The sequence below is a fragment of the Micromonospora sp. NBC_00389 genome (genome assembly GCF_036059255.1).
GTDB lineage: Bacteria > Actinomycetota > Actinomycetes > Mycobacteriales > Micromonosporaceae > Micromonospora.
The window spans coordinates 7502767-7515425 of the sequence record NZ_CP107947.1 but is presented as its reverse complement, the minus strand read 5'-3'; the positions used below and the strand labels follow the sequence as shown (position 1 = coordinate 7515425).

General features: G+C 73.7%; 10 protein-coding genes. 3 read left to right on the top strand and 7 right to left on the bottom strand.

Going from position 1 to position 12659, the window contains the following annotated elements; genetic code table 11:
- Positions 1-33: 33 nt before the first annotated feature.
- A complete protein-coding gene (locus tag OG470_RS35435; RefSeq protein WP_328418984.1) occupies positions 34-603 on the bottom strand; it encodes a TetR/AcrR family transcriptional regulator in 570 nt (189 codons plus the stop codon).
- A 148-nt stretch (positions 604-751) separates the two neighbouring features.
- Between OG470_RS35435 and OG470_RS35430 the strand changes: the two genes are divergently transcribed.
- Positions 752-1687: an SDR family NAD(P)-dependent oxidoreductase gene (locus OG470_RS35430; protein WP_328418983.1), complete on the top strand. Its 936-nt coding sequence runs from the start codon at positions 752-754 to the stop codon at positions 1685-1687.
- 107 nt (positions 1688-1794) lie between these two features.
- Here OG470_RS35430 and sucB read toward each other — a convergent pair whose 3' ends face one another.
- Positions 1795-3615: a 2-oxoglutarate dehydrogenase, E2 component, dihydrolipoamide succinyltransferase gene (sucB, locus tag OG470_RS35425; protein ID WP_328418982.1), complete on the bottom strand. Its 1821-nt coding sequence runs from the start codon at positions 3613-3615 to the stop codon at positions 1795-1797.
- A gap of 67 nt (positions 3616-3682) precedes the next feature.
- A complete protein-coding gene (gene lpdA, locus OG470_RS35420; protein WP_328418981.1) occupies positions 3683-5074 on the bottom strand; it encodes a dihydrolipoyl dehydrogenase in 1392 nt (463 codons plus the stop codon).
- 177 nt (positions 5075-5251) lie between these two features.
- Here lpdA and OG470_RS35415 point away from each other — a divergent pair, with 177 nt between their 5' ends.
- Positions 5252-5581 carry a hypothetical protein gene (locus OG470_RS35415; RefSeq protein WP_328418980.1) on the top strand — a complete coding sequence of 110 codons (330 nt, stop codon included), beginning with the start codon at positions 5252-5254 and terminating at the stop codon, positions 5579-5581.
- A 54-nt stretch (positions 5582-5635) separates the two neighbouring features.
- Here the strand turns inward: OG470_RS35415 and OG470_RS35410 are convergent, their stop codons facing one another.
- A complete protein-coding gene (locus OG470_RS35410; RefSeq protein ID WP_328418979.1) occupies positions 5636-7210 on the bottom strand; it encodes a leucyl aminopeptidase in 1575 nt (524 codons plus the stop codon).
- A 162-nt stretch (positions 7211-7372) separates the two neighbouring features.
- Between OG470_RS35410 and gcvT the strand changes: the two genes are divergently transcribed.
- Positions 7373-8503, top strand: coding sequence for a glycine cleavage system aminomethyltransferase GcvT (gene gcvT, locus OG470_RS35405; RefSeq protein ID WP_328418978.1), 1131 nt, complete (start codon positions 7373-7375; stop codon positions 8501-8503).
- A 30-nt stretch (positions 8504-8533) separates the two neighbouring features.
- On the opposite strand, the gene OG470_RS35400 is transcribed toward gcvT, so the two are convergent.
- From OG470_RS35400 to OG470_RS35390, 3 genes are all read right to left on the bottom strand, one after another.
- Positions 8534-9829, bottom strand: a complete 1296-nt coding sequence (locus OG470_RS35400; RefSeq protein ID WP_328418977.1) for a DUF2314 domain-containing protein — start codon at positions 9827-9829, stop codon at positions 8534-8536.
- 66 nt (positions 9830-9895) lie between these two features.
- Positions 9896-10669, bottom strand: coding sequence for an adenosylcobinamide-GDP ribazoletransferase (locus OG470_RS35395; RefSeq protein WP_328418976.1), 774 nt, complete (start codon positions 10667-10669; stop codon positions 9896-9898).
- On the bottom strand, positions 10659-12617 hold the full coding sequence (locus OG470_RS35390; RefSeq protein ID WP_328418975.1) for a bifunctional adenosylcobinamide kinase/adenosylcobinamide-phosphate guanylyltransferase: 1959 nt from the start codon (positions 12615-12617) through the stop codon (positions 10659-10661). The genes OG470_RS35395 and OG470_RS35390 overlap by 11 nt, the downstream gene beginning before the upstream one ends.
- Positions 12618-12659 lie beyond the last annotated feature (42 nt).

Sequence of the window (12659 nt, the reverse complement as noted above, 5' to 3'; positions counted from 1 at the left end):
GCAGCGTCCAGCCTGGGCGGAGGCCGGAACGGGTCAGCCCGCTCGTCGGTGCCGCAAGCCGTCCATCAGTAGGTCGAGCAGCCGGTCGGCCTGGGCACGCTCACCGGCGGCCAGGGAGATCCCGCTCAGGCTTACCAGCACGTCGCCGGTTTCCACGTCCGCCCGGACGCTGCCAGCCGCGACGCCTGCGGCCAGCAGCCGGCCCAGCGCCTCCAGCAGCCGGTCCCGGCTCTGCGCGTACGGGTTGGCGCCGGCGGCGATCACCAGGCGCAGGGCGTCGGCCATCCCGCGCTTGGTGGCGAGGTAGTCGATGAACCGGGACATCCAGTCGCGTAGCGCCCGATCCGGCGGCAACCGGTCGAGCAGTTCAGGCGCGGCCTCGCAGAGCTTGCCGAGCTCGTTGCGGTACGCCGCCTCGACCAGCGCCTCGCGGGTGGGGAAGTGGCGGTAGAGGGTGCCGATGCCCACCCCGGCCTCCCGGGCGATGGCGTCGAGCGTTACCTCCGGCCCGGGGCGGGAAAACGCCTGGACCGCGGCCTCCAGCAGCCGCTCCCGGTTGCGCAACGCGTCTGCCCGTAGCGGGCGGGGGCCGGTCTCCGGCACGTCTCCTCCTTGGCTGGTAGGGCCGACGGGTGCACCCCGCAGTGGTATCCGGAGGAAACTCCGGTTAGTCTCGACCGTAGCGGAGGATCCTCCGCTTCCATCGTAGTGGCGGGCCGGTCGGTCCGCCCCACCCGGACAAGGATGGATCATGACGACGAGCACCCCGATCACCACACCGTTCACCCATGACTCCACCGCCATGGACGTGATCCAGGGCGTGGACCTCGGCGGGCGGCGGGCGATCGTCACCGGCGGGTCGTCGGGCATCGGCGTGGAGACCGCCCGCGCGCTGGCCAGCGCCGGCGCGCAGGTCACCCTGGCCGTCCGCAACACCGACGCCGGGCAGCGCGTCGCCGACGACATCACCGCCACGACCGGCAACGACCGGATCCTGGTCGCCCCGCTCGACCTCGCCGACCAGGACTCGGTCGCCGACTTCGTGGCCAACTGGGACGGCCCGGTGCACATCCTGGTCGACAACGCCGGCATCATGGCCGCGCCGCTGAGCCGGACCCCCCAGGGCTGGGAGATGCAGTTCGCCACCAACCACCTGGGGCACTTCGCGCTCGCCACCGGACTGCGCCCGGCGCTGGCCGCCGCCGACGGGGCCCGGATCGTCTCGGTCAGCTCCGCCGCGCACCTGCGCTCGCCGGTGGTCTTCGAGGACATCCAGTACGACCGCCGGGCGTACGAGCCGTGGCAGGCGTACGGGCAGTCCAAGACGGCCAACGTGCTCTTCGCCGTCGAGGCGACCCGGCGCTGGGCCGACGACGGCATCGTGGCCAACTCGCTGATGCCCGGGGCGATCCGGACCAACCTCCAGCGCTACGTCAGCGACGAGGAACTCGACCGGTTGCGCGCGGGCAACGCGGCGGCCTGGAAGACCCCCGAGCAGGGTGCCGCTACCTCGGTGCTGGTCGCCGCGTCGCCGCTGCTCGACGGGGTCGGCGGGCGGTACTTCGAGGACAGCCAGGAGGCCGGCCCGGCCAAGCCCGGCGATCGTCGCGGCGTCGCGGAGTACGCGCTGGACCCGGAGGCCGCCGAGCGGCTCTGGGAGGTCTCGACCCAGCTGCTCAAGGGCTGAGCCCTCCGGCACCGGCCCGGTTCCGACCCGGCCGGCGTCTTGCCCACCACGAACGACGAAAGGGCGCCCCGGTCGACGACCGGGGCGCCCTTTCGGTTGGCTCGGAATCAGGCCAGGCCCAGCTCCGACTCGAAGTTGCCGGCCTCCAGCCGCTCCTTGACCGCGGCCAGGAAGCGGGCCGCGTCGGCGCCGTCGATCAGCCGGTGGTCGTAGGACAGGGCCAGGTAGACCATCGACCGGACCGCCACGACCTCGCCCAGATCCGGGTCGTTGACCACGACCGGCCGCTTAACCACGGCACCGGTGCCGAGCATCGCCGACTGCGGCGACGGCACGATCGGGGTGTCGAAGAGAGCGCCCCGGCTGCCCGTGTTGGTCAGCGTGAAGGTCGCCCCGGCGATCTCGTCCGGGCTGATCTTGTTGGTCCGGGTCCGCTCGGCCAGGTCCGCGACCCGCTTGGCGATGCCGCCCAGGTTGAGGTCGCCGGCGTTGTGGATGACCGGCACCAGCAGACCCCGCTCGGTGTCCACGGCGATGCCGAGGTGCTCCGCCTCCGGGTAGGTGATCGTGCCGCCCGCCAGGTCCATCCGGGCGTTGACGATCGGGTACGTCTGCAGCGCCTCGACGGCGGCGAGAGCGAAGAACGGCAGGAAGGACAGCTTCACGCCGTGCCGCTGCTGGAAGGAGTCCTTCGCCTGCGTCCGCAGCTTGGCGATCCGGGTGACGTCCACCTCGATCACCGTGGTGAGCTGCGCCATCTCGTGCAGCGACTCCTGCATCCGCGTGGCGATGGCCTTACGGATCCGGGTGAGCTTCTCCGTGGTGCCCCGCTTGCCGCTCGGCTGCGGCTTCGCGACCGGCTTGGCCGGGGCCGCGGCGGCGGCGGCCGGCTGCGGCGCGGCGGGAGCGGCCTTGGCCGCCTTCGCCTTCTCGGCCGCCTCCAGCACGTCCTGCTTGCGGATCCGACCACCCACGCCGGTGCCGTTGAGCGAGGACAGGTCGACGCCGTGCTCGCTGGCCAGCTTGCGCACCAGCGGAGTGACGTAACCGGCGGCCTCCTCGCCGCCACCCTGCGCCGGAGCGGACGGGCGCTGCGGCGTCGGGGTCGGCGCGGACGGCTGCGCGGCCTGCTCGGCCTTCGCCGGCTGCGCCGAGGTCTCGGCCGCCGCGGCCGGCTCGTTGTACGACGTGCCGGGGGTCGGCTCCTCGACCTTCGGCTCGGCCTTGGGCGCCGGCTTGGCCTCCGCCTGCGGCTCGGGCTTCGGCTCCGGCTTCGCCGGCGCGGGGGCCGCACCGGCAACGCCGATGATCGCCAGGTCGGCGCCGACCGCCGCGGTCTCGTCCTCGGGGACTTTGATCTCCAGCACCGTGCCGGCGACCGGCGACGGGATCTCCGTGTCCACCTTGTCGGTGGAGACCTCCAGCAGCGGCTCGTCCACCTCGATGGTGTCGCCGACCTGCTTGAGCCAGCGGGTGACCGTACCCTCGGTGACGCTCTCGCCCAGGGCCGGCATCTTCACCGCGGTGCCCTCGCCCGAACGCGCGGCGGCCGGAGCCGGCGCCTCGTCCTGGGCCACCTCGGCGGTGGTGCCCTCGGCGGCGGCCGTCGGCTCGGCGGCCGGCTCGACCGACTCGGCCGGGGCCTGCTGCTGCTCCTGCGGGGCGGCCTCGCCGCCACCCGCCGACTCGCCCTCACCGGCGATGACGGCCAGCTCGCTGCCAACCTCGGCGGTCTCGTCCTCGCCGACCACGATGCGGCTCAGCACGCCCGCCGCAGGCGACGGGATCTCGGTGTCGACCTTGTCGGTCGAGACCTCGAGCAGGGGCTCGTCGACCTCGACCGTGTCGCCCTCCTGCTTGAGCCAGCGAGTGACGGTGCCCTCGGTGACGCTCTCGCCGAGCCGGGGCATGGTGACCGATACCGGCATTTTCTGAGACTCCTTCATTCCCCTGGTGGGATCTTCGCCCGTCGCCGGACGCCGCGGGTTGTCGTGGTCAGGCGTGCGCGTGCAGCGGCTTGCCGGCGAGGGCCAGGTGCGCCTCGCCCAGGGCCTCGTTCTGGGTCGGGTGGGCGTGCACGAGCTGGGCGACCTCGGCCGGGTAGGCCTCCCAGTTGTAGATGAGCTGCGCCTCGCCGACCAGCTCACCCACCCGGGCGCCGACCATGTGCACGCCGACCACCGGGCCGTCGTCCACCCGGACCAGCTTCACGAAGCCGGCGGTCTTGAGGATCTGGCTCTTGCCGTTGCCACCCAGGTTGTAGTTGTACGTCTTCACCTTGTCGGCGCCGTACTGCTCCTTGGCCTTCGCCTCGGTCAGGCCGACCGACGCCAGCTCCGGGTCGGAGTAGGTGACCCGCGGGATGCCGACCTCGTCGATCACGGCCGGGGTCTGGCCGGCGATCTCCTCGGCGACGAAGATGCCCTGCTGGAAGCCGCGGTGCGCGAGCTGGAGGCCGGGCACGATGTCGCCGACCGCGTAGACGTTCGGCACGCTGGTGCGCAGCCGCTCGTCGGTCAGCACGTAGCCGCGGTCCATCTTGACGCCCTGCTCCTCGTACCCGAGGTTGGCGGTGTTCGGGCCGCGACCGACGGCGACGAGCAGCAGCTCGGCCTCGACGGTCTCGCCGCCCTGGATGGTCAGCTTGACGCCGTTCTCGGTCTTCTCGACCTTCTCGAACGGCTTGCCGACCTTGAAGTTGATCTTCCGCTTGCGGAACGCCCGCTCCAGCGCCTTCGACGACTCCTCGTCCTCGGCGGCCACCAGGCGGGGCAGCGCCTCGACGATCGTCACGTCCACCCCGAAGGACTTCCACACGCTGGCGAACTCGACGCCGATCACACCGCCACCGAGCACGATCGCGGAGGCGGGGATCCGGTCCAGAACCAGGGCGTGGTCACTGGTCAGGATCCGCTCGCCGTCGACCTCCAGGCCGGGCAGGCTCTTGGCGTACGAGCCGGAGGCCAGCACCACGTTGCGGCCGGTGTAGCGCTTGCCGTCCACCTCGACGGTGTTCGGCGCGACCAGCGTGCCGCGCCCCTCGACGATGGTGATCGACTTGTTGCCCTTGAGCATGCCCTGCAGGCCCTTGTACAGGCGGGAGACCACCCCGTCCTTGTACGCGTTGACCCCGGCCATGTCGATCCCGACCAGCTCGGCCTTCACACCGAACTGCTCCGACTCGCGGGTCTGGTCGGCGATCTCCGCCGCGTGCAGCAGCGCCTTGGTCGGAATGCAGCCGTTGTGCAGGCAGGTGCCGCCGAGCTTGCCCTTCTCGACCAGGGCGACCGTCAGGCCCAGTTGGACGGCACGCAGGGCGGTCGCGTAGCCGCCGCTGCCACCTCCGAGGATGACGATGTCGAAGGTTGCGTCGTTCGGCTCGCTCACGTCCAACTCCCAGGTCGCGTCACTGCATCGGGGGTCACAGAGGTGTAACAGGGACACACCCCACCTCGGTCATCTTGTCACCACTGGGCACAGGGTGCGTACCGAGGTGCCCAACGACACGTCGGTGACACGTACCCTTGGCACCGTTATCGATGACAAACGTGGGGGAGAGGTCCGGTGGGATTGTTCCGCCGCCGTAAACAGGCGCGTGTGTCGAGCCACGACCGCGCGGCCGATCGTGGCGACCTCGACCATCTGGAGAACTTTGTCCGGAGCCGGCGCGGCGTCGAGGCGTTCATCGAGCCGCGGACGACGGTGACCGAGACCACGGTCATCCTGATCGCCGACGACGGGGAGTGGACCCGCCGACGCGTCGACGGCCCGGACGGCGCCCGGCGCTTCGCGTACCGGATGGGCATCCCGGTGTACGACGTCCGGCTGATGGGCTACCCGCAGCGCATGCGCGACTTCAACGAGCGCCGCAAGCGCCGCCCCGAGCGGTACTGAACGCGACCGGGGCGCCCCCGTGTGGGGGCGCCCCGGTCGTCGGTCTTCTGACGGTCAGCCGTTGACGGCGACGTCCTCGACCAGCTGCACCAGGGTGCGGACCGGCACGCCGGTGCCGCCCTTGGTCCAGTAGCCGGTCGGCTCGCCGGAGTGGTAGCCCGGCCCGGCGATGTCGATGTGCGCCCACGCCACGTCGTCGGTCACGAACTCGCGCAGGAACACGCCGCCCTGCAGCATGTGACCGGCCCGGTCCATCCCGGCGTTGACCTGCGAGATGTCCGCCACGTCGGAGTCCATGCCCTTGCGCACGTCGTCCGGCAGCGGCATCGGCCAGGCCGGCTCGCCGACCGCGTCGCCGACCGTCCGGACCCGCTCGCACAGCTCGGGGGTGCCCATCACGCCGGCCATCCGCTTGCCGAGCGCGATGACCTGGCCGCCGGTCAGGGTGGAGGTCTCGAACAGGTAGTCGGTGCCGTCCTCGCAGGCGCGGGCGATCGCGTCGGCCAGGATCATCCGGCCCTCGGCGTCGGTGTTGAGCACCTCCACCTTCTTGCCGCTGTACATGCTGATCACGTCGCCCGGCCGGTAGCTGGTGCCCGACGGCATGTTCTCCGCCATCGGCAGGTAGGCGCTGACCGCCACCGCCGGCTTGAGCCCGGCGATCGCCAGCATGGCGGCGCCCACCGCGGCGGCGCCCGCCATGTCGGACTTCATCTCCCACATGCCCTGCGCCGGCTTGATCGAGATGCCGCCGGTGTCGAACGTGATCCCCTTGCCGACCAGCGCGACCCGCTTGCCGTTGCCGCCACCCTGCGGGGTGTAGGTCAGCTTCACCAGCCGCGGCGGAGCCTCCGAACCCTGCCCGACCGCGACGATGCCGCCGTACCCGCCAGCGACCAGCGCCGCCTCGTCCAGCACCTCAACGCCGAGGCCCGCGGCACGGGCGGCGTCGGCCACGGCGTCGGCGAACGACGGCGGGCGCAGCTCGTTCGGCGCGGTGTTCACCCAGTCCCGGCTGAGCCGGACCGCGCCGGCCACCACCTGCGCCCGGCTGATCTCGGCCTGGGCGCCCTCGTCACCGGCGTCCGGCACCGCGACCAGCACCTCGGCCACCGGCTCCCGCCGGGCCGGCTGCGGCCGGGTCTTGTAGCCGGCGAACCGGTACCCGCCGAGCAGCGCGCCCTCCGCGACCGCGCGCAGGGCGGCCGGCGCGTCGGCGTCGTCCGGCAGCGGCATGGCCAGGGCCACCTTCGGTGCGCCGGCCAGAGCTCGGATCGCCGCGCCGGTCGCCCGGCGCAGCGTCTCCGGGGCCGGGGCGGCACCCGAGGGCTCCGGGCCGAGCCCGACCGCGGCGACCACCGGGGCGGTGATCGTGCCCAGCGTGGCCAGCTTGATCACCTCGCCCGGGCCACCGGTCGCGCCGAGCAGCGCCAGGGTCTCGGTCAGCTTGCCGTCGAACGCGGCGGCGATGCTCTCCGCGCCGCTGGCGAGCAGCAGGGTGCCGGTGCGGCCGCTGGTGGCGTCCTGCTCTCCGGTCTGGCTGTGCACGCCGATCACGATCGCGTCGACGGCGAGTTCCGCCGGGTCGGTGTCGACCAGGCTCAGGGTGGTGGTGCGGGGTGATGTCACTGAAGCTACTCCGGGCGGGCCGGGCCGGCCGCGTCGTCGCGTACCGGCGATGAAGGTCTCCGGCGGAACCTACCCGCCGGACGTCAGGGCTGTCCCGTCGATGGCGCTGACAGGGTCCCGCCGATGCTAACCAGCGGCGTTGCCCCCGGTAAGTTGCCACCCATGACCGACGTGACCTCCTCCGCCGCCGAGACCCGGCTGCGCCGTTCCCCGCTGCACGAGCGGCACACCGCTCTCGGTGCCAAGTTCGCCCCCTTCGGGGGCTGGGAGATGCCGCTGGAGTACGCCGGCGGTGGGGTGCTCAAGGAGCACGCCGCGGTGCGTACGGCGGTGGGGGTCTTCGACGTGTCGCACCTGGGCAAGGCCCGGGTGAGCGGCCCCGGCGCGGCCGAGTTCGTCGACGCCTGCCTCAGCAACGACCTGGGCCGGATCGGTCCGGGTCGGGCGCAGTACACGCTCTGCTGCGACGACGCCACCGGCGGCGTGGTGGACGACATCATCGCCTACCTGTACGCCGACGACCACGTCTTCCTCATCCCGAACGCCGCGAACACCGCCGAGGTCGTGCGCCGGCTGCGCGCCGCCGCGCCGAAGCAGATCACCGTCACCGACGAGCACCAGGCGTACGCGGTGCTGGCCGTGCAGGGCCCGCGCTCGGCGGAGCTGCTGGCCGCCCTCGGCCTGCCCACCGAGCACGGCTACATGAGCTTCTCCGCCGCCAGCCTGGCTGGGGTGGAGCTGACGGTCTGCCGCACCGGCTACACCGGTGAGCTGGGCTACGAGCTGGTGGTGCCGGCGGAGCACGCGGTCCCGGTCTGGGATGCGCTCTTCGCGGCCGGCGAGAGTTTCGAGCTGCGTGCCTGCGGGTTGGCCGCCCGGGACACGCTGCGTACCGAGATGGGCTACCCGCTGCACGGGCAGGACCTGTCCCTGGAGATCACCCCGGTGCAGGCCCGCTCCGGGTGGGCGGTTGGCTGGGACAAGCCGGCCTTCTGGGGCCGCGACGCCCTGCTCGCCGAGAAGGCTGCCGGCCCTCGCCGTACGCTGCGCGGCCTGGTGGCCGTCGACCGGGCCATTCCGCGGCCCGGGATGACCCTGCACGTCGGCGACGCGCAGGTCGGCACGGTGACCAGCGGCACCTTCTCACCGACCCGCAAGCAGGGCATCGCGCTGGCCCTGCTGGACACCGACGCCAAGCTCGCCGACGGCGACCTCGTCGAGATCGAGATCCGCGGCCGCCGGGCCCCCATGCAGGTGACCCGCCCCCCGTTCGTCAACCCCTCAGTCAAATAACCGCTGCCCCACCTCTGGCCCCGGGAGGGGTCAGGGGGTGGGGGTCGGGGGTTCGCCGGAGTCGAGGACGGCCTGGGTCCAGCCGCCCTCGATGACGCCGGTGGCGTCCAGCACCGCCCAGTCGACCACGTCGGTCGCCTCCACCACGACCGGGACGCCGATTCGCACCGAGGGGTCGGTGGCCGCGTCGCTGGCGCTGACGCCCACGATCCGCTCCGGGGCTTCCCACGACGTGACGCCCGCCCAGACGTACTCCGGACCGTCGTCGCCGGGCAGGCCGTACTTGACCACCAGCTGTGACTCCGTCGGCAGGTGACCGGCGACGAACCGGGTCCGGGCGTCGCCCAGCGCGGCCCGGGCAGTGGCGACCGCCCGGCTCATCGCGTCGCCGGAGCGCGCGTAGCGCACGTCCGGCTGGATCCCGGCGAACAGCGTCGCGCAGGCGGCCGCGTAGTAGCGCCCGTCCGGACCGGGATGCCCGGGCGGCGGGCGCAGGCTGAGGAACGAGTCGGCCTCCGGGTCGGTCGCCGGGTCCAACTCAAGGCGCAGCAGCACCGGGGCGGTCGCCCCGTGCTGGTCCGGGTTGCCGTACGCCACCGCGATGTCATGCCCGGTCACCGTGGCCAGCACCGGCAACTGCACGAACGCCGGCACCTCCTCGCCGTTGAGCCCGTCGGTCCAGTCCCGCAGCAGTCGTCGCGCCGCCCCGGTCATCACCGCGCCCCAGGCCCGGGTGAGGTGGTCGGGCACCCCCTGGGTCTGCAACTCCAGCAGCCCGAAGCGGCGCAGCCCCTTGGTGGTGAACCACAGACCCTCCACATCCGAGGAGTACGGCACCAGCACCCAGTCCACCAACCGGATCCGGCCCTGCTCATCGGGGAGCGAGCGCAGCGCGGTCGCCGGGTCGAGGAACTGCAGGCCGAAGACGTCCACCACGTCGCCGTCGACGGATTCCGCCACGGCAGCCGCGACCGCGCGGGCCGCCCACTCGTGCGCGGGCGGCCAGCCGGGCCGGTACTCGGCCTGCACCACCACCAGGTGACTTGCCGCGGCGAGCCGCGCCAGTTGCGCCTCGGTGGCGCCGAACGCGGTGAGCAGGTCCGGTGGTAGCTCGGGGAACTCCGCGATCGGCCGGGTGTCCACGCTCATCAGCGGGCTGTCCAGCATCTGCCGGGCCAACCCGTGCACCGGCTCGGCCAGCCGGCCGGTCAGCGCCGCCACAGCGGTCTTCGTGCTGACCTTCGGTAGCCCCGCCATCGGCACCAGGTAGGTCGCGCTGAGCGACTCCGGGACCGGTACGGGCAGGAAGTCGTCCGTGATGAGCATTCTTTGTCCCCCGGTGGCCGCGCCGGTGCTGTCGAGGCGAACGCTACCCGGCCCGCCTCGACGGGTTCAGCCGGACAGCACCAGACCGACGTAGACCAGCGTGGTGACCGCCTCGACAGTCGCGCCGAGCACGTCGCCGGTGATCCCGCCGAGCCGGCGTACCACGTGGGTGAGCAGCGGCACCGCGACGGCGAGTGCGACGGCGACGGCCAGCGGCCCCTGCCAGGGCCGGTCCGGCACCGCGGGCACCGCCAGCAGCACGACGGCGACCGCGCCGGCGGCCAGCGCGGCGGGGCCGACCGTGCCGGCCACCATGGCGCCCAGCCCGTCCGGCCGGGCAGCCGGCACGCCCCGCCGGCAGGCCACCGTCACGCCCAGCCGCCCGGCGGCGGTCGCCGCGACCACCGCCGCGAGGCAGGCCGGCCAGGACCGCCCGGCCAGCTCGGCGAGTGCCGCCGCCTGCACCAGCAGGACGACCACCAGGGCGACCACCCCGAACGGGCCGACGTCCGGTTTCTTCATGATCTCCAGCGCGGCCGCGCCCCGCCGGTACGAGCCGAGCGCGTCCACGGTGTCGGCCAGCCCATCCAGGTGCAGCCCTCGGGTGAGCAGGGCTGCGGCGCCCACGGTCACACCGGCGGCCACCAGCGGGGGAGCAAGCGCACCGGCCAGCAGCAGTACGCCGGCCAGCAGTACGCCGAGCAGCGCGCCGACCGCCGGGGCGAGCGCCATCGCGGCGCCGGCCACCGGGCGGTCGATCCGCCCGGCCCGTACCGGCAGGGTGGTGAACGTGGTAACCGCCAGCCGGGCCCCCGCGACGAGCCGCGACTCAGCCGGCACGCCAGCCCGACGCCGGCTGCTCGTCCGCCCCGGTGCTGGCCGGGCCCGGTCCGTCCGGCTCCGGCTCGATGAACTCCGGATCGGTGTACTCCCGGTCGGCGTACTCCGGATCGGTGTACTCCGGCTCCTCGGGGGCCGGCTCCGGCTCTCCGCCGCCGAGCGACGGGTGGACCGGCAGCGCAGCGGCCAGCGCCAGCACCGAACGCAGCAGCGGGAGCGCGACCAGTGCGTTCGCCCCCTCGCCGAGGTCCAGTCGCAGGTCGAGCAGCGGGGTGAGGCCGAGCACGTCGGCGGCCAGCCGCACCGCCGGGTGCCCGCCGTGGTCGGCGAGCAGGCACCAGTGCCGTGCCTGCCCGGCCAGATCGCGACTGACCATGCCGGCGGCCAGCCCGACCGGCCCGTCCAGCAGCACCGGCACCCGGCGGGCGGTGGCGCCGAGCAGCACGCCGGTGGCCACGGCCACGTCGCCGCCGCCCAGTTCGGCCAGCACGTCCTTGGCGGTGCGCGGCGAGCGACGGGTGCGGTGCAGCGCGTCGCGTACCGCCGCGCAGCGGATCATCCAGGCCGCGTCGTCGATCTCGCCGGAGTCGGTGATCACCCGGCTGAGCACGGCCTGCGGCTCCGCGCCCGCGGTGGCCGCCAGCACCGCCGCGGCGGCCGCCTCGGTGCCAGCGCCGCACGCGCCCAGCACGAGCAGCTGTACGCCGGCGTCGGCGGCCTGCTCGGCCAACCTCCAGCCGTAGCGCAGCGCCGACTCCACCTGCTCCGGCGCGAGCGCCGGCTGGTCCTCCATCGGCGCCGCGGCCGGAGTGTCCACCACCTGCAGGCTGGCACCGCTCTCGGCGGCCAGCCGGGCCAACGCGCCCCGGCCGGCGCGGGCCTGCACGGCCCGGCGTGCCGAATCGCCGGCGACGGTGCCGGCGGACGCCCCGCCAGCGTGGTCGCCGTGCAACAGCAGCACCCGCACCGAGCCCCAGGCGACCGGGGTCGAGGTGCCCTGGGTGGCGGCGGCGAAGCCGACCACCCGGTCCAGCACACCCAGCCCGGCACCGGGAACGTCCAGCGTGGCCAGCCGGTCCACCGCCTGCGGGCCGGTGTACTCGTCGGGCATCGGCAGCTCCATGCCCGGCTGGATGACCAGTCCGGTGGCCACCATCGGCAGCGCCATGGTGGGCGCGGCCCAGGGGTTGCCCGGCTCCTGGTTGGGGGCGACCGGCGGCGCGTGGGTCAGCACGTCCGGAAGCTGCACCTCGGGGGTCGGCTCGGTGTCGGCCAGGCTGACGACGACCGGCGCGGAGACGACCGCCCGGGAGCCGGCCGGCTCGGTCACGGTCGCGGTGCTCGCGGGCTCGGCACCTCCGGTGCTCGCGGGCGCGGCCCCGGCGGTGCTCGCGGGCGCGACGGCCGGCTTCAGCCAGGCCGGCTGGCCGGCGACCACCAGCACCACCGCGTCGCAGGCGTCGGCGACCGCGCGGTTGGCCGCGCCGAGCGCGTCGGTGAACGCCCGGCCCAGCGGTGTGGTCGGCACCAGTGACAGCCCCACCTCGGGGCTGACCAGCACCACCCGCGCCGAGCAGGTGCGGATCGCCTCGGCCAGCTCGGCGATCGTCGCCACGTCGTCGGCGGGCTGGTGATCCGGGTCGAGCAGCACCGTCACCCAGCCGCCCAGGTCGTCCACGAGCAGCGTCTCGTTGGGCTGTGCGGACGCGAGCACGTCGGCCAGACGCCGTGGCTCGGCCGCCGTCTCCTCGGTGGTCCAGCTGCCCGGCCGCCGGGCGCGGTGCGCGGCGAGCCGGGTCGCCCACTCGGTGTCGTCCGGGTCACCCTCGGGCGCGGTGGCGAGGTAGCGGACCACCGGTGCGTCGGTGACCAGGGACTCGGCGAACTCGGACTTGCCGGACCGGATACCGCCGAGCACCAGGACCGTGTTCCACCCGTCTACGGACATGCCCGTACCTTAAGGCCGCCCGGCGTCCCGCTGCCTGCCGGC